The organism is Treponema sp. OMZ 838, assembly GCF_000775995.1.
Taxonomy (GTDB): Bacteria; Spirochaetota; Spirochaetia; order Treponematales; family Treponemataceae; genus Treponema.
The window spans coordinates 917,430-936,866 of sequence record NZ_CP009227.1; the positions used below are offsets into that span (position 1 = coordinate 917,430).

At 43.4% G+C, this 19,437-nt stretch carries 21 protein-coding genes; 8 read left to right on the top strand and 13 right to left on the bottom strand.

The window, feature by feature from the left end:
* Nucleotides 1–74: 74 nt before the first annotated feature.
* The 11 genes from QI63_RS04050 to QI63_RS04090 all read right to left on the bottom strand — a co-directional run bounded on the left by QI63_RS04050 (nt 75) and on the right by QI63_RS04090 (nt 8,328).
* Nucleotides 75–1,238, bottom strand: coding sequence for a M20 family metallopeptidase (locus tag QI63_RS04050; protein WP_044014116.1), 1,164 nt, complete (start codon nt 1,236–1,238; stop codon nt 75–77).
* A gap of 88 nt (nt 1,239–1,326) precedes the next feature.
* Nucleotides 1,327–1,746, bottom strand: coding sequence for a hypothetical protein (locus tag QI63_RS04055; RefSeq protein ID WP_044014119.1), 420 nt, complete (start codon nt 1,744–1,746; stop codon nt 1,327–1,329).
* A 109-nt stretch (nt 1,747–1,855) separates the two neighbouring features.
* Nucleotides 1,856–2,152 carry a HigA family addiction module antitoxin gene (locus tag QI63_RS04060; protein ID WP_044014121.1) on the bottom strand — a complete coding sequence of 99 codons (297 nt, stop codon included), beginning with the start codon at nt 2,150–2,152 and terminating at the stop codon, nt 1,856–1,858.
* 9 nt (nt 2,153–2,161) lie between these two features.
* On the bottom strand, nt 2,162–2,443 hold the full coding sequence (locus QI63_RS04065; protein ID WP_044014123.1) for a type II toxin-antitoxin system RelE/ParE family toxin: 282 nt from the start codon (nt 2,441–2,443) through the stop codon (nt 2,162–2,164).
* A 154-nt stretch (nt 2,444–2,597) separates the two neighbouring features.
* A complete protein-coding gene (locus QI63_RS13115) occupies nt 2,598–2,780 on the bottom strand; it encodes a hypothetical protein (RefSeq protein ID WP_215904703.1) in 183 nt (60 codons plus the stop codon).
* A gap of 83 nt (nt 2,781–2,863) precedes the next feature.
* Nucleotides 2,864–3,103: a hypothetical protein gene (locus QI63_RS04070; protein WP_044014125.1), complete on the bottom strand. Its 240-nt coding sequence runs from the start codon at nt 3,101–3,103 to the stop codon at nt 2,864–2,866.
* Between the two features lie 3 nt (nt 3,104–3,106).
* Nucleotides 3,107–3,463, bottom strand: a complete 357-nt coding sequence (locus QI63_RS04075; RefSeq protein ID WP_044014127.1) for a hypothetical protein — start codon at nt 3,461–3,463, stop codon at nt 3,107–3,109.
* Nucleotides 3,464–3,867: 404 nt separating this feature from the next.
* Nucleotides 3,868–4,404: a CPBP family intramembrane glutamic endopeptidase gene (locus QI63_RS04080; RefSeq protein WP_235619776.1), complete on the bottom strand. Its 537-nt coding sequence runs from the start codon at nt 4,402–4,404 to the stop codon at nt 3,868–3,870.
* 398 nt (nt 4,405–4,802) lie between these two features.
* Nucleotides 4,803–6,437 carry a polyphosphate kinase 1 gene (ppk1, locus tag QI63_RS04085; RefSeq protein WP_235619777.1) on the bottom strand — a complete coding sequence of 545 codons (1,635 nt, stop codon included), beginning with the start codon at nt 6,435–6,437 and terminating at the stop codon, nt 4,803–4,805.
* Nucleotides 6,373–6,861, bottom strand: a complete 489-nt coding sequence (locus QI63_RS13240) for a polyphosphate kinase (RefSeq protein WP_235619778.1) — start codon at nt 6,859–6,861, stop codon at nt 6,373–6,375. The genes ppk1 and QI63_RS13240 overlap by 65 nt, the downstream gene beginning before the upstream one ends.
* Nucleotides 6,862–6,897: 36 nt before the next feature.
* Nucleotides 6,898–8,328, bottom strand: a complete 1,431-nt coding sequence (locus QI63_RS04090; RefSeq protein ID WP_044014129.1) for an MGH1-like glycoside hydrolase domain-containing protein — start codon at nt 8,326–8,328, stop codon at nt 6,898–6,900.
* Nucleotides 8,329–8,590: 262 nt separating this feature from the next.
* On the opposite strand from QI63_RS04090, the gene QI63_RS04095 reads away from it, so the two are divergent.
* The 3 genes from QI63_RS04095 to QI63_RS04105 are packed head-to-tail and all read left to right on the top strand — an operon-like array spanning nt 8,591 to nt 12,075.
* Nucleotides 8,591–10,975 (top strand): asparaginase domain-containing protein, encoded by a 2,385-nt coding sequence (locus tag QI63_RS04095; protein ID WP_235619779.1) that lies wholly within the window; start codon nt 8,591–8,593, stop codon nt 10,973–10,975.
* Nucleotides 10,976–10,988: 13 nt separating this feature from the next.
* Nucleotides 10,989–11,381, top strand: a complete 393-nt coding sequence (locus QI63_RS04100; protein WP_044014133.1) for a GrdX family protein — start codon at nt 10,989–10,991, stop codon at nt 11,379–11,381.
* A 58-nt stretch (nt 11,382–11,439) separates the two neighbouring features.
* Nucleotides 11,440–12,075, top strand: coding sequence for a HEAT repeat domain-containing protein (locus QI63_RS04105; RefSeq protein WP_044014135.1), 636 nt, complete (start codon nt 11,440–11,442; stop codon nt 12,073–12,075).
* A 54-nt stretch (nt 12,076–12,129) separates the two neighbouring features.
* Here QI63_RS04105 and QI63_RS04110 read toward each other — a convergent pair whose 3' ends face one another.
* Nucleotides 12,130–13,071: a hypothetical protein gene (locus QI63_RS04110; protein ID WP_044014137.1), complete on the bottom strand. Its 942-nt coding sequence runs from the start codon at nt 13,069–13,071 to the stop codon at nt 12,130–12,132.
* A gap of 211 nt (nt 13,072–13,282) precedes the next feature.
* Here QI63_RS04110 and QI63_RS04115 point away from each other — a divergent pair, with 211 nt between their 5' ends.
* Nucleotides 13,283–13,774 carry a prolyl-tRNA synthetase associated domain-containing protein gene (locus tag QI63_RS04115; protein WP_044014139.1) on the top strand — a complete coding sequence of 164 codons (492 nt, stop codon included), beginning with the start codon at nt 13,283–13,285 and terminating at the stop codon, nt 13,772–13,774.
* A gap of 58 nt (nt 13,775–13,832) precedes the next feature.
* On the opposite strand, the gene QI63_RS04120 is transcribed toward QI63_RS04115, so the two are convergent.
* Nucleotides 13,833–14,765, bottom strand: a complete 933-nt coding sequence (locus QI63_RS04120; RefSeq protein WP_044017019.1) for a hypothetical protein — start codon at nt 14,763–14,765, stop codon at nt 13,833–13,835.
* A gap of 154 nt (nt 14,766–14,919) precedes the next feature.
* On the opposite strand from QI63_RS04120, the gene QI63_RS04125 reads away from it, so the two are divergent.
* The 4 genes from QI63_RS04125 (at nt 14,920) to QI63_RS04140 (ending at nt 19,349) form a co-directional block, all read left to right on the top strand.
* Nucleotides 14,920–16,413 carry a S41 family peptidase gene (locus QI63_RS04125; RefSeq protein ID WP_044014141.1) on the top strand — a complete coding sequence of 498 codons (1,494 nt, stop codon included), beginning with the start codon at nt 14,920–14,922 and terminating at the stop codon, nt 16,411–16,413.
* 17 nt (nt 16,414–16,430) lie between these two features.
* Entirely contained in the window at nt 16,431–17,255 is an 825-nt protein-coding gene (locus QI63_RS04130; protein WP_044014143.1) for an RsmE family RNA methyltransferase, read from the top strand.
* The gene (locus tag QI63_RS04135) at nt 17,237–17,974 is read left to right on the top strand and encodes a WecB/TagA/CpsF family glycosyltransferase (RefSeq protein ID WP_044014145.1); all 738 of its coding nucleotides are present in this window, start codon (nt 17,237–17,239) and stop codon (nt 17,972–17,974) included. The genes QI63_RS04130 and QI63_RS04135 overlap by 19 nt, the downstream gene beginning before the upstream one ends.
* Before the next feature lie 76 nt (nt 17,975–18,050).
* Entirely contained in the window at nt 18,051–19,349 is a 1,299-nt protein-coding gene (locus QI63_RS04140) for an S-methyl-5-thioribose kinase (RefSeq protein WP_044014147.1), read from the top strand.
* Nucleotides 19,350–19,437 lie beyond the last annotated feature (88 nt).

The following is a 19,437-nucleotide window of genomic DNA, read 5'->3' on the forward strand; positions in this document are numbered from 1 at the left end:
AGAGGGTTTTTAATTGCCATTCAACCACTGCCCCTATTCCCGCAGGCACGAAAACATAGATGTGCCGTATATTTTCAAAAAGTAAGCATCATTGACAGATACAGCCGTGCTGCCTGATAAAGTTGAGAAAGTTTAATATGTTCGTTTTCGCGGTGGACAACGGCAAGATCACCCGGGCCGATGATAACGGGAGCAAGCCCCTGCTTTACCAATACGCTGCCGTCGGTAGAGCCTGCAAAGATATCCGGGATATACGGAAGACCGACGGCTTCCAGTGCCGTTTTACACCGCTGTACCAACGGATCGCTTTCTGCTGTAGTCCACGAGGGGCGCCTATCGACAACGGTATACGACACTTGGGCGGTAGAAACTTCTTGGTGCAATGCGGCAATCAGTTCGTCCAACTGCGCCCATACTGCATCGATGGGATGCCCGACGGCAAGTCTCGCATCCACGGTAAAGACACAGGTGTCGGGAACTACCTGCGGTTCCACGCCTGCCTGTATTGCCAGCGTCCGCCAAAAAGACTCTCCGCTCTCCGCCGAAGAATAGCCCGTTAACGCCGTATGCTTAATCTTTTCTATTAAATTAATAGCCGTGTAAATCGCATTATCGCCTGCGCCGGACTGTGAACCGTGAGCGGTTTTACCCCGTATGCAGACATCCGCCCATGTTCTGCCTTTCCCTTTTATACACAACTTTAAATCGGTCGGTTCGCACACCACCAGCGAACGGGCTCCGTCAAACAACGGAGAGTATAAAAGCTTCTTTGAGCCTTTCATGTAGTTTTCTTCGTCGATTGTCGCGGCAAAGATGATATCTGTCGGCGGAATGATGCCATGCCGCTGTAAAACAGCCATTGCATAGAGCGCAGCCGTCAGTCCGCTTTTCATATCGCTGCTGCCGCGGCCGTACAAAACACCATCACGTATTTCAGCACCGAACGGGTCAAAGTTCCATCGCCTTCGCTCTTCGTCGGAAACCGGTACGACGTCCATGTGTCCGGTAAAGATGATGCTGTTTTCACGGGTTTTCCCACGCACCCGAGCGACAATATCACAGCGGTTTCCTTCAACTGGAATACGCTCATATTCAATCTTATTCGCTTGTAAAAAATCTTCTATATATTGCACCATCGGCGCTTCGTTCCCCGGCGGATTGATGCTGGGAATTTTTACAGCGCCTGCAAAAAATGTGCAAAGTTCATCATCATCGATATAATCAAAATAGTTTTGCATTGGTACTATCCTTTATCCTTTAAAAACCACTAAGTTTTTAGAGACCTTAAATGTGATTACAGTAAGCTTGACTTGCTGAAGAAATATTCTATTTTGCTTCAATTTTAAATACCTCGATATTTGGAAAATCTTTTACATCATAATACGGTGCTTCATTTTCCCATAATTGATGAAATCTTAATATAATATGATCGTTAAAATCACAGTCCAAATAGACATAGAAATTTTTATTTGGAAAACTTGTTTTTAAATTTTCAATTAGATTTTTCGTAATTAATTTTGCAGAAGTTATGGCTGTATGTTGAACACGTTTTTTAACTTTACCGCAAATATGAATATGATTTTCATATGCCTCTAATTGTGTTTTATCAGATACTTTATCTAATGAATCTATCTTTGAATCTTGAGTTTTTAAAAATATATATTCATTATTCTCAGAATCTATTGCTGTATAAAATTTCGGGAAGAGAATATCTTGTAATTCGATAATAGTCTTAAAACCATTCATATCTTTTTATAAAACCTCGCATCTTAGTGTAGTGTCGCCATAACATTGTTTTAAAGTGCAACGAGCTTGTCTGTATTGTCGGCTTTGAAAATAATGTTATGGCATATTATTATGCATAAACGTAGGCTTTTATCTCTTCTAATTGTGGAGCAAGCTCTAACTTTGCATTTCTTATATCAATATCATCCTGCAAAGCCATAAAATAACCATCTGAAACTCCAAAGAATTTTGCAAGTCGTAAAGATGTATCTACAGTAATTCTTCTGCGATTATGAAGAATATCCTGAATGCGAGATGTAGGAACCTTAATTTCCTGTGCTACTTTATATGCGGAAAGTCCAAGAGGAATCAAGAATTCTTCATTTAAGATTTCACCCATTGTCGGTGTTTCGATATACTCTGCCATAGTTTTCTCCTAGTGGTAATCCACAATTTCTACATTATAAAAGTGTCCGTCTTTTTCTGTAAAACAGACACGCCACTGATCATTTATACGGATAGAGTGCTGTCCTTTTCTGTCTCCTACAAGTTGTTCAAGATGATTATTTGGAGGCACCCGCAAATCTTCAAGACACTTTGCATTATCTATTAACATAAGTTTACGCAAAGCAACTTTCTGAATTGTATTCGGAAGCCGTCTTGAAAACTCCTGTTTATAAACATGCTCTGTTTCTTTATCCGCAAAAGTCTTTATCATAAGTATATTATACACATAGAGCGTGTATATGTCAAACAGGCTTTTTTAAGTGGCGTAAAGCCGCGTTTTACTGCTACTTTGCTTAGCCCTAAAGTTCAATTTCATTTTAGGAAACAAGCTTGAGTTGCTTTCTAAAATATTCTCTCTTATTACATTAATATTTTATTAAAGAATTGGAAAATTCTATTTTTTTTCCATTTAGTTTTCCAAATATAGAATTTACATATTTGTAATCAAAGAAATCTGAATGTATTTTTATTTTCTCTTTTCCATGATGGTTTGATATTTTCCATATACGAACAGGACGACCTCCCCATTCAGGATAACAACTTCCCATTTTTATTTTTGTATCTGTTGTTATTTCAATTTTTGAATGAAAGAAGAAATAATTCTGATATTCAACAATATTTCCAAATATTACTATTTTTTTCCTAAAGGTAAAAAGAAAAGAGACAGTCCTAAAATAAAAAGCAACAAAAGAAGAAACGTCCCAATGATTAAATATGGCCAGTCAGGTAAAAACATCATTTCTTTTAATACTGCAGTAATTTTTATGATGAGATAAGAAAATCCACTAAGAAAAAATAAACCTAAACAAATAGAACCAATACAAACAAAACTTTTCAATTTTGGATAAATAATGACTTTTGTAATTCTCATTTATTACACCTGTACAGATGTAACAATAATACATAGAAAAATTGCAATCACATATAAGATGTTTTTATATCTATTTATACGGATATATTCACCGTATTCAAAATACTCTTTTTTGCTGGTTTTCGCGTATTGCAAATTTAGTCTTTCTAGAGCCGCCCCAAGCGAATAAGACCTTCGTAAGCCGTATTCTTCACCGTAAAATTCTTTATACCCAATAAAGGTCATAGTTTCTGTATCGCCTTCCAAACGACAAAAATCAATGAAAGCTTTATATTGATTATTCCATGCAACCAAACTCCGAATAAGTATAACAAAAAAGTATACTGCACATAATCCACTAAAAATTTTTAATACAATCATTTTTCTCCCAGCGACGAAAGCCGCGTACTACTGCTACCTTGTTCCGCCCTAAAATATTCCTTTTTAAAATTTTATAATATTGAAACTGAATAAATAAATTATAAAAGCACAACCAATGTTTATAATTGCATTTACTAGTAAGGAAGTTAGTAAAGTTTTCTTCCCTATCATCCCTTTTCCCAATCCCTCAAATTTCTATGCTTTCTTTTAATTTAAAATACTCTCTATCATACATAAACAATAATATGAGTAACAATGCAGATACACCTAATATAGTTAAATATAATTGTATTGATTCTCTTTTAAATAAAAGAATCATATTTGATAAATTAAAAAAAGTATGATAAAAAATTGCATTTAAAATATTGTTTTTTGATTTCTTATAAAAATATGTGATAAAAATACTAAGCATAATAACCGTAGGGATAAATAATAGGTATCCTACGAATCCGACGTTCATTATTTTGAAGAAATGCCATGCCCCCCCAAAGTATTCCAACAAATAGTGAACCGGTAAACGAAGTATATTTATTTTCAAAAATTTGTAATAAAGTTCCTCTCCAACCAATTTCCTCACTAATAGATCCGACAATAGTAGCTATAATACCAATTAGTAACAAATACCCCGTGTATTCTGATTTAACATACGGTATTCCCATTAAATCAAGTATAAATGAAGATAGTAAAATCAGTGTTATTGGAAATATAATAGCTATTACTGAGTATCTATTTAATTTATAAGCATAAAATTTTCTTTCATTATATTTTTTTCTAAAAATTAAAGTTGTTATCAATGGAGATAATTGTACTGTAACCATTGTAACAGAGCCTAATAGTAATTCATTACCTCTGATATTTTGTGTAGCACCTCCGAATATCATAGCAAGAATAAAGGTTATTAGTAAGTTCATCAAATTAAAAAATACTACTTTTTTATTCATTTTATTTCCTCTAAACTTATTTTTTTCGTTATCGTTAAAATAAATGTTATAGATTAGTTCTGTCTCCGCCTACCTCAAGAAACGTCAATCTCACTAAACCTTATCCTACCGCCATTAGGCGTACGTCTCACATTGTTTCAACCTTTCCTCATAATACCATCAAAACTACTCGTTTACAATCTAAACTGCTACAAGATAAGAAATTAAATCTTTCTACCATAATATTCGCCGAAACACATCATCAACAGTCAGATTAGGCCTATCTTCACTAAACAAGCTAAAACAAATCACATTCGGTCGATAGGGCTTTGAACAGCCGAGGCCGCCGCAGTTGAGAACGTGAGTGTAAACAATAGTGGTTGAAACATCGCTGTGACCGAGAAGCTCTCTAAAATAATTCAATTGGCGGCTTGCTGTTCAAAAAAGCGATGGAAGGTTTCTTGTGCCCGAACCGGCGGCTGCCCCTGCTGCAAAGTTTTACGGTGCCAACTGCCATCCGGCTGCATTTCAAAGGCCTTTACGTTATCCGCAAAGTACACGCTAAAAAAATAATTCAGCAGTAACTGATTCTGCTTATCCAAAACAGGAAACAACAGCTCTACCCGCCGCTCAAGATTGCGGGGCATCCAGTCCGCGCTGGAAAGGTACCATTCAGGATTACCGCCGTTTTCAAAATAGAATATCCGGCTATGCTCCAAATAGCGGTCGATAATACTAACAACGCGGACATTGTCGCTGATGCCGCGCTGCCCGGGAATGAGCATACAGATACCCCGCACGTTTAAATCGATACGGACACCTGCCTGCGAAGCCTTGTATATGGCGGCAATCAGTTCGGGATGCGAAAGGCTATTCATCTTCGCAACAATACGGGCGGGCTTATGCAGCCGTGCAAAGTCGATTTCCCGCTCGATATGTTCCAGCAGAGTACGTTTGAGCGCTTCGGGTGCGGTAATGATATAGTGCGGATTTTCCGGCGTATATTTACCGCACAGACGCGAAAAGATTATCTGTGCATCGGCAATCATCCGCGGATTAACCGTAAACAACGATATGTCCGCATAAAGCCTCGCGGTGGTGTCATTATAATTGCCGGTAGACAGGTGCAGATATCCCTGCTCACCCAGCCCCTCGCGCCGCATAATCAACAGAAGTTTTGCGTGAACCTTCAAATGCGGCAGGTCGTACACCACCCGCACGCCGTGTTTTTGCAGCCGCTTTACCCAGCCGAGATTCCGCTCCTCATCAAAGCGCGCTTTTAATTCCACAAATACCGTAACCTGTTTTCCCCGCTTTGCAGCATCCACCAACGCGCGTACAACGGGCGAACTTTTACTGGTACGGTACAAGGTCATACGTATGGACGTTACGGCAGGGTCTTCCGCAGCGTCAGATAAAAGCCTGATAACCGGTTTATATGATTGATACGGCACGTGCAGCAGAATATCGCCGGCTTTGATGCTATCCCATAGCGTACCGTCAGAGGGAAAGGCAGGATGTGCAAAATGCTTCCATTTTTCATTCCTCAGCCGCTTAAACCCGTCTATTTCCGTGATTTTTGCAAAAGAGGAAAGACCGATGGGCGCCTCGCTTAAATAGACATCCTTTTCGTCCAGCTGAAACAGCTCGCTCATCCGTGCAATAAAAGCCGGTGATTCATGCGTACTCGTCATTCGGACAACAAACGAGTATCGGCGCCTGATAAGAACTTCTTCCAACGCCTCGATAAAGCCGTCATCGGAGGAATCGTCAACCGTCATACTGGCGGAGCGGTTAATTTTAAAGATTCCCGTTCCGGTAATCCGGCAGCCGGAAAAAAATGCACTGCCGAAATACCGAATCAGCTCATCGATTAGCACAAATTCCACTTTTTTTACCGGCGCTACCCCGCCGTCCGGTGATAAAAAGACAAAACGCGGAACTTCGGGCACCGGTATAATTGCCAGCTGGTCTTGTTTGCCTGCATCATCAGAAAGCAAAAAAACCAATATGCAGCCGCACATTGGCGACACTGTCCGCAAGAGCTTGTTCATCGTCGGATAGCTGCGGTTTAATAATAGGATACAGGTGCCGGTAAAAATAATCTTCTAAAAAATGCTGCTGTGCTTCGGAACATTCTTCCGGTTTGCGGTAAATAAGCCCTTGTGTTTTAAGCTGAGGAAGGATTTCGGTATTTAACACCGCTTCTTGAATATCAAACAGCCGCCGTGTTTTCTGAACAATACCCTTTAGCAGTGTTTCCGGCGACAAACCGCCCGACTCATCGGAGGGATGTCCGCTTTTGTAAAGCTCCTGTAAACCGGCGACCCGTACCATAAAAAACTCATCAAAGTTTGAAGATACAATGCCGATAAACTTGAGCCGTTCCAAAAGCGGCACTGCAGAGGAGCACGCCTCCGCCAAAACCCGCTCGTTAAAATCGATCCATGAAAGCTCCCGATTAAGATAGTCCATCATAATGAAGGTCTCGCCAAACCTTACAGGCAGCTCCGCTTACAGTTTATCGATGAGCATCGAACACTTACCGGAAGGTATCGGAAGCGTTTTCTTTTTTTGTCCGAGGATATTGATGGTAAAGTAATAGAGCTTTTCGCTTTCCATGTGGATTTCCCAGCCCCGCTGCGTTTTTGACGACAGGATGGTAACGAGGTTCCGTTTCAAGCTCAAGTTTTCGATTCCCATCACCTCAAGGTTCGGAATAATCCAATCGACGGTTTTCCGCGGGAAGCTGATAGAAAGTCCGATCACATTTTCAATCATCAATGTGATGGTCGAGAGCGCTGCCGAAAAAAGATATTGCTTACGCGGGAAATTTTCATGCCCGGGCCACTGCGCGGGACCTTCTTTTTGCGGCAAATACGCTTCCCACAACGCGCCTTTTTTGCTGTTACCATCGGGAGCAAGTCCGTCAAGCACGTAATAGATATGCCGGATAGCACATTCCCGCGCAAGTTCCCATCGCTCATATTTTTCCAAGCCCTTAATGACGATAAAGTTCAAATGCGGGAATACACTGCCCAGCGCTCCCATACCGCGTTCATTATACGCAGGGTCATCAAGCGACAAACTGGGAATAGGATGATCGGAACCGAATGTTTTGGGATTGAGCAAGTGTGCGGAAAGCTGCTCGGCTTTATCCTCATTAGGAATTTCAGCAAGCAGAGGCCAAAAACCGGCGATTGTCTTCTGCGGTAATTGCCGTTCATCCGCATCGATATCGTGATAAAAACCCGTTTCGGCATTCCACATAAGGGCATTGATACGGGTTTTCAGGGTAAAATAAACCCGCTTATATTGAAAACTCAATTCCTTGTCGTTAAGGATATCGCCCAACACCGACATATACAGCGCATTAACCGCAACCGCCGCATTAAAATCCACCAGATACGCAGCTTTCTCACGCGGGGTATTGTACATCTCTACGGCTGCGAGCGGGACGGTATACAATCCGTTCGGTTGCTTAAATGAGGTTTCCAACCACTTCATATAGCGGGTTAGTACCGGCATAACATCCTTCACCCGTTTTTTATTCGCCGTCTTGTGGAACATATTATATTCCGCCCATGCAAAAAGCGGCATACCGACCCCTTCGGGATTATCACTTGAGAAAACCGGTTCGCCCGTTTCGACGTTATACTGAGATCGAATAGCCCCCGATTCTTCTTGATGTGCATAAAAAAAGTCTAAACCTTGATTCGCATTATAGTTCCTGTTCGAGTAAACAAAAAAGAACGATGAAAAGATGGTTTCAGACTGGTTTAAAAACCATCCGTTGTTATCGGGATAGAGAAAGAAACTTTCGGTTGCTCCTTTTTCCGTTTTTATATTGAATAAAAAATCCTGAATGAACGACCATGTCCTATCATAAATATCAACAAAATCCTGATCATAAAAATGAACTTTTGGAAAATCGCGCTTGTTCACCACTGCTCCTCAACAATCCGCCGCTTTTATTCGTATTCTTTTTGCACAGTTTTAACTATAACCGTTCAAATAGTGCCGTCCTGTTAAACACTGAGAAAAATCATAAAAATAATTAAGCAAATCTTTCGCGTATATAGTATATCATATTTTTTCGCATAGTTGTATAATTTTTTCAGTTTTTTGTATATTCTGATGAGGATCTTTTAAACTCATCAATTTTTTAGAGATATCTGATTTCATTCCAGTGTTGCAGGAGGAACGCTTGTACCAATCATTTGTTTTTCTTGAAATCCGCATTTTAATCTTATCGGATGAAAAAGCGTTTTGCTCATGCAAAGCAGGCTCCGCTGCCGGAAGTTGCCCTATTTGTACACGCACACCGGGATATCCGCCGCTTTTAAAAGAACGCATTGCCCGCGATGCATACAGGCTTGCTCAAAGCCTCGGCTGTACGCTTATCCAAAAAGCTCAATATGAATACCCTTCGGGTATGCCGGCGCTCCCTCCCGAATATCAGCTCTGCGGTGCTTCGGTAAAAATTGCGGAAAAAGGCGTGCTCGATATCGAATTTCACAAACACAAAAAGCAGATTGATATTTTGGAAATACGCATCGAAGAAGATGCGGGACGCCTTATGCACGCCGACGGCAAGGCTTTTATGGACTATAGCTCTGCCGGAATGCCGAGCATTAGGATACGCACCGGTAACAATCTTGAACTGGGCGAAGAAGCGGAGATGTTTTTAACCGAACTGAATAACCGGCTGCGGTACATCGGACTCCTCACCGATTCCGACAGTAGTCATAAAATCCGCTGCAATGCCTACGTTGCTTCTACCGAATTCCCCAACCCGCCGCAGCACTACGTAAAACTGAGGAACCTTAACTCTTTTAACTTTGTACGGAAGGCGGTAAACGAAGATTTACGGCGGCAGGAAGATATGCTCAAACAGGGGAAGGAGCTGATTTCGGAAAGTCGGTTGTGGAATGCCCGCATGGAGCGTACCGAACCGTATAAAACACGGGATTTTATTGATTACGTTAAAACAAAACCGGTAGAAGTGCAGGCTTTTTACACCGCGCCGGATACGCTGCTGCAAGAGGTATTGCAGACTGCTCCGGAAAATCAGCAATCACGGAAGCTGCGCTATATTCAATCCTTCGGCCTGTCCATCCCGATTGTACGGGCGCTGTGTACCGAGGCGCGGCTTGCGAATTTTTTTGAAGCGGTGCTGCAATTCGGAATTGAGCCGAAAATCGCCGCAAACGGCATCCTTGAAGATATTCTCCCACTGCTGAAGCGTGCCGGCAAAACAATCGATTGCCTTGTTTTACAGCCTGAATACTTTGCCCGTATTTTGCGGCTTGCGCAGGAAGGAACGATTAACCATCCGATTAGCCGCACGCTGCTACAAAAGATTATCATAGACGGCGCTGACCCGGCAGCTTTGCTTGCGAAAGACGAATGGATAAAGATATCGGATGAAACAACGCTGAGGACTCTCGTGCAAGAGATGCTTAGCAAACATCCGAAAGAAGCGGAACTGCTCAAAACCGGTTCGATGAAATACCTTGAAATCCTGTGCGGCGCGGTGATGAAGCGGACAAAAGGGTTTGCCGACCAGCAATTGGTAAAACAACTCATTAAAGAAGAATTGAATATCCGCATTATCTATGTGCTTTCGATGGGCGGCGCAATTTCGGCTACTATACAAAACGGACAGGTGAAAGCGGGAAGCACCAAAATTTTGTCCGAACTTTTGGATACCGATATTGCAAAGCGGCATATCCGTATCGAACCGAGTATTTCCGACGGGCTTTTTAGCGAAGAGTTGGAACCCGCGGATTGGGCGCGGCTTATTCACGCAATCTGCGAAAAGATCACTTCGGGTACGGCAAACGGCATCGTCATAACACATGGAACCGATACCCTCGTCTATACTGCGCCGCTGATATACTGGCTTTTTGCCGACACACCGGTTTCCATCGTATTGACCGCATCCGGTACCGCCCCTTCGGAATCTGAAGAAGCGCGGCGCAACTTCAACGCGGCAATCAAACTTGCATGGGAGAAAGAAAACGGGGTATATGTTTCTTTTAACGGTAAGGTGCTTTCGCCGCTCAATCTCAAGTTCGTCGATTCAAGCGATATCGGCTTTGTAAACTGGAATATGCAAGCGCCGCTCTTTAGAGGTGAAGGCCTGCTTTCGGATTATGAGGAAAGCGACAGCCTTGTTTTTGAAAGCTTATTGAGCGAAGCTGCCGACAATATGTTTTTGATAAAAACCTATCCCGGTATTCGGAGCGACCGGCTCATTCCGTTGCAAAAAGATATACGCACATTCTTCTTAGAGCTGTATGAAAACGGTACGGCAAATATGAAAGACAGTTCGTATTCTATAAAGGAATTTCTTAAACGCGGCAAAAAACGGCAATGCAGGTTTTACTGTACTTCCCAACAGGAAGAAGTCATCGATTTTTCCAGCTATGCCAGCGCACGGAATTTATGGAAGGAAGGAGCCGTACCGATGGGGATGCTCACAACCGAAACAGCCATTGCACTGTACTATGCAGCGTCTCTCGTGTGCGACACCCAAGAAGAACTCGATCGCATTATGGAAACGGCAGCACTCTTAAACGAAAGATAAAAAGGAAAATTACGTGAAGCAACTGATTATCACCAACAACCCTCAAATTGCAGAATATATTGAACGCACCCACGAAGATTCGAATAACAGCACCGAAGCCAAGGATATTAAATTGATCTTCTGTGCCACCCGTGAGGAGCTGTATATACAAGTGCGCGACTATATTCACCGGAACTGGAAGCTGCAAAATCATGCAATGTATGGAAATATTCAGCTGCACAAGCAGCCGTACCGCAGTATGGTGTTAACGGAAGGAACCGAACTGGACACCCGATCTTTGCAGCTGTGGGAGCAGGCTATGGAGCGGGTAAACCGCACTAATCCGCCGACTTATTCGGAGAAAGTACTGAAAGATTTTCAAGCACTTGATTTTTCTTTATTTAACAGTATAGTATCACCCACTTAAAAATACATCAGCATTGAACATCTTGCTACATCATCCTCATTATTCATAGGAAGAACACATGAATAGAAATATTGAACGTCTTCAAAGTATTGCGTATACAGCGCAAACAACTCCCACGGAGCTGACGAGTGAAGATATTGCATTCGTTACCAAAAGTATTAAAAGCAGTAATGAAAAAGAGGTCGCACAAGCTTACGAGACTTTAGGCCGCATAGGAAACCATCTGCCTGAAAAAATTACACATTTGATAGACGGTGCTTTTGCAGCATTAAAAGACAGAAATTGGGAAATTCGGGAACAGGCTGTTTTGGCGATCGGTCGCACGGGGAGGGCGGATATCAATACGGTCAAAAGCAGGTTGGATAAGATTATTCAGCTACACTGCGACCCCATACCCAAAGTACGGGCGGCAATGCTGGATGCGTGTCAAAGTATTGCTCATGCTAAGGCAGCCGTTTTTAAGCCGTACATCGGTTTATTTGAACGGATGTTAGACGATCCTGACCAAAAGAATGTTCGTGAACATTCCCCGGATATACTCCGCGTAATCGGAAAGTACGAACCGGAAATGGTTGAACGTTCGTTGGTATTGCTAAAGGAAAAGCTGCGCGATCCTTCCCCTGCAACACAAGCTCACGCCGTCGAAGCCATACGCACAATCGAAACATTTTTGCGCAGGACACCGACGGTGTAAAGCATTCATAAGGGCATTGTTAAAAAAATCTAGCCAAGTTTTTGGAGATGCCCATTAGTTGTTGGGGAGATTCACATCGAAGATAATCCCCACACGCTTAAAGACTATCTTGTCCAGCTTACTTTTATCGATTGTACGTTTTTGATAAAATGTTTTTAAATCACCGCCTGTATAGTTATGAGCGGTCTTCCATTGTGCAATCAACATGATCGTCAGTTGATCGATCGGTTTAAAGCTGATGATTGGTCCGAATACGACATTATAACGATCTTCGCCCCATATACTTTTATCGGCACCGGTAGGAACTTTAAAAAAAGTTTTCTCCGTTTCCAGTCTAAAGGCAATCATATTCATCGGTAGGGGCATTTGATAGCCAAGCACGTATGAAGCACAATAGGTCAAGCCGTTTCTGTTTTCGCCGTCGTCATTCTGAAACACCCATGATGTAAGCGGGTCAACACCTGTAACACCTCGGTATAAAAAGTACTGATCAACCCTCGCGATTATATGAGTCCAATCATTCGGAATAATTGCCCCCAAATCAAATTGCAAAGCGGCGCCTAAATTAGCAGTGTAAAATGCGTTTTTAAAGTTAATAGGAACTTTGTTCGTTGTGCCGGAAACATCCTGATTTAAGGCAAGGCCGTGCCATCCTGCAAGTGTCCACCCGGATCCAATACTGGCACCTCCATATACTTCCAAAAAGGCGAGCGGAGTCCAGACCACATCAAACTTTCCTTCGACGGTAACCGGCGTAAGTTCCGCCCCTAGTTTAAATTTAATATTATTACCACGCATAAACGGATTATCAAAGTTCAAAACCGGAACTTTAATAACTTCTGTCACATTCAGCTTGCCGGCCCAAGGATAGGTAATAGCCAGATTGATATTTGTCGAATATTTTATCTTTGACTTTTCCTCTGCCCCTTCTTCCTGTGCAGAAAGCGTACTGAGAATCAGCAGGGCACCAATCACCGATGCAATCAGTTTCTTCATAAAACACTCCTTAGACTGCTCGTTTTTTTCACGACAACGTAATATAAAAACAACGTTGCATAAAAACGGCACACTATCAAGCCTACACGGATGCTGCTTTTTATGCAAGACCTGCCCAGCCCCCATCCCCCAAAGTATATTCCTGTGTTGTCTTTTCTTTTATTTATGCTATAGTATTTAAAGAACCGGATAAGGTACAAGGAGATTTTTTATGACACCTGCCGAACACGTTTACAAAGCATTGCAAGATATGGGTATCAGTTACGAAGTTGTCGAACACCCGCCGGCTTTAACTACAGAAGAAGCCGACAAATACATCGAAGGCAAAGAAGGGTGCCGGACAAAAACGCTCTTTTTGCGAAACAGAAATAAAAAACGGTGCATTCTACTCATTATGGACGAAATGAAACGGCTTGATATGAAAAAGTATGCGGAAATGCTCGAAGAAAAAGAATTTAAATTTGCTTCAGCAGAATTATTGGCAGAAAAGCTCGGTCTCGCAGCAGGAGTTGTGTCGCCGTTCGGTTTATTAAACAACACCGCACACGATGTCCCCGTATACTTTGATAAATCAATGCTTGACGAATATCGCATTTTAACCTTTCATCCGAATGAAAATACAGCGACGGTTTTTATCGATTCCGGCGACCTGCAGCGTTTTATCAAAAACACGGGACACGAGTATTTTATCATTAATGCATAAGACTTCTAAAAACAGCTTGATGCGTTTACCCGATGTAGACATCAGGCATATTGGTAAGTTATGTAAGCGGCAAGCGATCGATCTGCAAAACGGCATTTTTTGAGCGTGCATAGCTTTGCAGCCATCGTTTTACGGGAATAGTCCAATCATTTTCATGGGCACCCTCTAAAAGGAGGCGTTCAAACATAAAGTGAATGTGTGACCTCACTTCTTGTTTGACCTGCTCAGAAAGTGTCTTGTCGTCGGCAAACAAACTGTTGATAATATCGACTCCTGCGCTTATCGTAAATCGGCCTTTCAGCACATACAGCATCATATACATTGCCGCAGGAATGCAATTTACACTGTGCTGCTTGATATACAATACACTTTCAATAATATGCCGCGCTCCTTCTTGTAATTCTTCCGTATAGAATTCCCGCTCTTCTTGTGTAAAATCCTCCTGTTTAAACACTTCGGCATAATAAACCGATGCAAGAACAACGATAGAAACGTGCAGACTTGGCACGCACAACAAATGAGGGTCTAAGGCATGAATTATTTTGAATGCCTTATCCGCTTTATAATCAGGGCGGTTTGTTGTCGTCATGCAAAAGCGGTATATCTTTGCAGCCCCTGAATATGCTTGTTCGATAATCGAAAGATATTCGGTGCAATACGGCAGCGCTTTTTTTATTCCAATCCGACGGAACAAAAAGGTCATCGGCCGGATCCAAAAATTCGTAAAATTCAAATAAATTTGTACTTTGTCGGGTGTAAAAGGAATTAATTCATCGAGAGAGTGGGATACGTCCAAAATGGGAATCGTTTTAAAGTGCCATTTTACCGAAAACTGTAGCCAAAAAAAATCGCGTATAACGGTACGTAAAAAACGGAAGAGTACTTTTGCACTTTTGATCCGGAAAGGAATAATCAAATACGGAAGGAACACGCCGTAAGAGTTAATTGTCCGCAGAGAGGATGCTTTTCCACTGACAGTACTTTTTATCATCAGTAATATTGTATCGAAAAGCACAGCGCTATACAAGGCATCGTTTGTTGTACTATCCCACATATCAGGTTCTTTACCTCATTTAAATATGCGAACAAAGATACAAACTCGCTAAAGGCTTGACAATTTTCCAATATAATAGAAAATATTTTCTATGAAACCTCGAAAAATTTGGATTATTACCTGTTTATTTTCCGTTATTCTCATTTCTACCGTATCGTATGCACCGTCTATCTTTGCTCAATCTCAGCAGGATCGGACTCAAAGTACGATACCGTATATGCAATACCTGCAATACTTAAATGAGGCGCTTCAACGCTATTATGTCGATGAGGTAAATCCGGAGGTGCTCTTTCAGGGCGCCGCGGAAGGAATGCTCAATGCACTCAAAGACCCGTATACCATGTATATCGACAACGGCAGTTTAACCGGCGTAGGATTGCAGGATACCACAACCGGCTACTTCGGCGGCATCGGTATTACCTTTACCAAGCCTACGGCTTCGGCAGCTGAACGCCCATCCTATATTGAAGTTGCGTCCGCCCTCGAAGGAACCCCTGCATGGAAAGCCGGTATTCAGGCAGATGACTTCATTACCGAAATCGAAGGAGAATCCGTTATCGAGATGACACAGGCGGATGTCGTGGCAAAGCTCCGCGGCAAAATCGGTACATCCGTTACCGTAACCGTTCGGCGCGGAAAGAATATGGAGTTTCCGGTTAAGCTGGTACGGGCTCGGATTGAAGTGCCGACCATTAAATACATGAAGCTCGATAAGGATATCGGCTATATCCGCCTGATAGAGTTTAATCCGAACGGTAGCCGCCGCATACGGGAAGCAATGGAAAGCCTACAAGCGGAAGGAGCAACCAAATTAGTACTCGATCTCCGAAATAATCCGGGGGGACTTATCACTGCAGCAGTCGATACGGCGAGCCTTTTTATTAAAGAAGGGTTGATCGTTTCTACAAAATCGCGTATCCCGCAGAATAACCTTGAGTTTAACACAAACACTGCGATCGATGCGGTGTTTGCGGATGTGCCGCTTGTTGTGCTTATCAATAAAGGTTCAGCGAGCGCGTCGGAGATATTGGCGGGGGCATTAAAAGATTATAAGCGGGCATACCTCATCGGGGAAACCAGCTACGGAAAAGGTTCTGTACAGCAGATCTTTGATTTGACACAAAAAGATTCCTTTAAGATGACGACTTCACGCTATTATACACCGAGTGACGCAAATATCGACAAAACCGGCATCAAACCGGACAAAGAGGCACAGCTGTTTCCACCGTTATCGGCAGATGACGAAAAGCAGCTGGAAAAACTGTTCAAAGATGAAAAACTTTCCAACTTTGTAAAGAAGAACAAGGATTTAACCGCGGCACAAATTACCCGATATGCGGAATCGCTCGCAAAAGAATATTCCTTGAACAAAGAATTGCTCCGCATCTTGATTCGGCAGGAATACAATAGAACGCATACCGCTCCGGCAGCTGATATTGAATATGACGCGCCGCTGCAGGAAGCTGTCAAAATTCTTAAAAGCGGGACATTGCCGCAACTGCTGCGGAACAGCAAAACCGTGCGTCAAATGCAGGACGAAGCAGCTCAAGAAAAAGCCGCAGCCGACTTGAAGAAGGCTTCATAAATCGGTATCACGAAACGATGAAGCAATTTATTATCGAACAAGAGCCGGACAGTAATGGTCTACTCACCTTGAGCGGCAAGGCTTTTGTATACTTGATAAAAGTACGGCGTATGAGGGAAGGTGATATACTGCCGGCCGTGCTCCCGCAAAGCGGCACTGCCGATATGGTCATCGATTCGATAAACACCGCAAAGAAAACGCTGCGGTTAAAGCGGCGTCCAACGCCCTTCAGTGTGTGCGGGGCGGCTGCTGCGGGTGCAACCAACGAAGCCGCAAACAGTTCGCTTGCGTATGCCGCACCTGCTGCCGACCTTATCTTGCTGCAATGGGTGCTCAAAGGCTCTAAAACCGACACCATTATCCGGCAGGCAACGGAGGCAGGCGTGCGCGCCGTTTTGCCAGTAATCGGAGAATTTTCCATTGCAAAAAAACAAAACCCTGCACAGCTGGAACGGTTCAGGCGCATTATCAAAGAGGCGCGGCAGCAATCGGGCTCTCCGGTTGATACCATCGTTATGGAACCGGCGCCGCTTGCCGAAATGCTCAACACCTTAAAAACGCTTGTACCGGCTGCTACTACCGTGTTTGCTCAGTGCAGCGAAGCCGCCGGGACATCCGTCGGATTTCACCAACTGCTTGCAGAAAAGCCTTCCCACATCGTACTGGCAATCGGAGCGGAGGGAGGCATAAGCCCCGCGGAAGCAGCGATACTCCGTGAAGCGGCATTCCAAACCATTCATTTTAAAACGAACGTATTACGTGCAGAAACCGCCGCACTGTATGCAATTGCAGCGGCGCAAACTACTATAAACGAGGCTGATCAGTGGCACTTACCCGTATAAACCTTTTAACAATTCCTATCGATATCCTCCCCGATGAAGATATTGAGCAAACCATATTAGATATGCTGAGCAAAGGAGAACCTCAACATATCGTGTTCATTACAATCTGGGATTTGCTCAGAGCGCGCCGCGATGCGGAATACCGCGCAATGCTTGAACAAGCAGCGCTCTGTCTTCCGCTTTCAAGAAGTTTATTAAAAGCGGCGCAGTTCCTCAAACTTCCCGTACCGATTAGACGCGATTCTTTTGATATGATTATCAGAATTCTCAACATCATCGACTCGCATTATAAATCGCTCTACTTACTGGGCGGACGGGCGCAAAACCTGCTCGATGCCGAACGCAATGTACACGTAACTTTTCCGGGTATCGGTATTGTCGGCCGTTTTAACGGTTTCTACCGCAAGACTATGGAACAGGACATTATCCTTTCGATTGTCAAAGCCCATCCCGCCCTGCTGATTGCCGGAAATGGGCTTCCCGGCGGCGTCCGATGGATTTATCGGAATAAAGCGAAATTGCCCGCAAGCATCTTTATCCACAACAACGATATCATCGATATCTTTGCAAAACGTAAAAAGCGTATTTCGGACACTGCATTTCGGAAAGGGCATGAGTTTTGGCCGCAGCTGCTGCGCAATCCTTTTAAAGCATTCTATATATTCCGTTACGCCCTCTTTTTGCTGATTGTGCTGTTCTACCGATTGTTCAAAACATAACACGGTCTAACTTCGACTGCTGATACAAAATCCATATTTTGTTCGACCGGTGCATTTTAAGGATATACATACCACTATGAAAACGCACTATTTACTTGATACGGAAACAGTAAAGACCTACCTCGTTGAACAGCTGCGGTTATTTTCCCACGATGACCCGCTCGATGCGGAAGAAATCGGGGACGGAAACATCAACTATGTATTCCAAGTGCGCTCTCGTATCAGTGGAAAAAGCATTATTGTAAAACAAGCAGACCGGTTGCTCCGCTCATCGGGACGTCCGCTCGACATTACCCGCAGCAGAAGAGAGGTGGAAGCGCTCCGCATTTACGCTGCCCTTACCCCGCAGTTCATACCTCAAATATATGCCTACGACGATACAATGAGCGCTATCTGTATGGAAGATATTTCCTATTGCGGTAATTTACGGAAGGAACTGATGGCAGGGCGTCCGCTTCCGGCAAATTTCGCGGAAAATGCAGCTTCTTTTTTAGCCGATGCGGTTTTCGCGACAAGCGATTTGTTTTTGTCTCCGGAAGAAAAGAAGGAGCGGGTAAAAGCTTTTATCAATCCCGAACTATGCGCAATTTCCGAAACGCTCGTGTTTTCCGAACCGTACTGCAACGGAAAAAACCGCAACCGCATTACCCCCGGTAACGAGAGCTTTATTCGAAAAACACTTTACACCGATGAAGTGCTTAAAGCCGAAGTCGCTTCGCTGCGGGAAATCTTTATGAATAAGGCAGAGGCTCTTATCCACGGTGATTTACACACCGGTTCGATTTTTATCGGCAGCAGAGCCGGCATACCTATCGATACGAATGCCACTTCCGATAGGAATGCAACGAACGAACCGTGTACCGAGCCGTGCATGAAAATTATCGACCCCGAATTTGCCTTTTACGGCCCGATCGGATATGACCTCGGTAATATTATCGCAAATCTTTATTGTTCTTTGATGTACGCTGCTTTCAGCCACAAAAAGCTCTCCGCCGCCGATGATTTTGATGATTTTATTGAGCGGATAGCCGCCGCAATAGAAGCACTCCCGCAGCTTTTTACCGCAAAGGCGTTGAAACGGTGTAAAACAGTTCCATTAAGCGACCCGCTCTACAACGAACGGTATATCCGGTGGCGGCTTTCTGAAATACTTGCCGATGCCTACGGCTTTGCCGGTACGGAAATAATCCGCCGCGCGGTCGGGGACACAAAAACCGCTGAGTTCGATGCGATGGGGCAGGACACACGCCGCATTACTATGGAACGCATTGTAATAAAAACCGCTTGCACGCTCATCAAGCGGCGACGGCAAACAGGAATCGGAGAGCGTGCAGTTACATATTTTAGGGAAGCGCTTTTACGCAGCGGCGTATAAGCATTAGCACCAATCCGACGGTATGATAATAGCATAGAGCATGCGCTGAATTTTTTTGCGCTTTTCTTGCCCGACGAATTAATACATT

Bases quoted from the DNA above. Each gene is read 5' to 3' on its own strand.
- QI63_RS04050 (WP_044014116.1), bottom strand. From the start codon at position 1,238: ATGCAAAACTATTTTGATTATATCGATGATGATGAACTTTGCACATTT.
- QI63_RS04055 (WP_044014119.1), bottom strand. From the start codon at position 1,746: ATGAATGGTTTTAAGACTATTATCGAATTACAAGATATTCTCTTCCCG.
- QI63_RS04060 (WP_044014121.1), bottom strand. From the start codon at position 2,152: ATGGCAGAGTATATCGAAACACCGACAATGGGTGAAATCTTAAATGAA.
- QI63_RS04065 (WP_044014123.1), bottom strand. From the start codon at position 2,443: ATGATAAAGACTTTTGCGGATAAAGAAACAGAGCATGTTTATAAACAG.
- QI63_RS13115 (WP_215904703.1), bottom strand. From the start codon at position 2,780: ATGGGAAGTTGTTATCCTGAATGGGGAGGTCGTCCTGTTCGTATATGG.
- QI63_RS04070 (WP_044014125.1), bottom strand. From the start codon at position 3,103: ATGAGAATTACAAAAGTCATTATTTATCCAAAATTGAAAAGTTTTGTT.
- QI63_RS04075 (WP_044014127.1), bottom strand. From the start codon at position 3,463: ATGATTGTATTAAAAATTTTTAGTGGATTATGTGCAGTATACTTTTTT.
- QI63_RS04080 (WP_235619776.1), bottom strand. From the start codon at position 4,404: ATGAATAAAAAAGTAGTATTTTTTAATTTGATGAACTTACTAATAACC.
- ppk1 (WP_235619777.1), bottom strand. From the start codon at position 6,437: ATGAACAAGCTCTTGCGGACAGTGTCGCCAATGTGCGGCTGCATATTG.
- QI63_RS13240 (WP_235619778.1), bottom strand. From the start codon at position 6,861: ATGATGGACTATCTTAATCGGGAGCTTTCATGGATCGATTTTAACGAG.
- QI63_RS04105 (WP_044014135.1), top strand. From the start codon at position 11,440: ATGAATAGAAATATTGAACGTCTTCAAAGTATTGCGTATACAGCGCAA.
- QI63_RS04110 (WP_044014137.1), bottom strand. From the start codon at position 13,071: ATGAAGAAACTGATTGCATCGGTGATTGGTGCCCTGCTGATTCTCAGT.
- QI63_RS04115 (WP_044014139.1), top strand. From the start codon at position 13,283: ATGACACCTGCCGAACACGTTTACAAAGCATTGCAAGATATGGGTATC.
- QI63_RS04120 (WP_044017019.1), bottom strand. From the start codon at position 14,765: ATGATAAAAAGTACTGTCAGTGGAAAAGCATCCTCTCTGCGGACAATT.
- QI63_RS04125 (WP_044014141.1), top strand. From the start codon at position 14,920: ATGAAACCTCGAAAAATTTGGATTATTACCTGTTTATTTTCCGTTATT.
- QI63_RS04130 (WP_044014143.1), top strand. From the start codon at position 16,431: ATGAAGCAATTTATTATCGAACAAGAGCCGGACAGTAATGGTCTACTC.
- QI63_RS04140 (WP_044014147.1), top strand. From the start codon at position 18,051: ATGAAAACGCACTATTTACTTGATACGGAAACAGTAAAGACCTACCTC.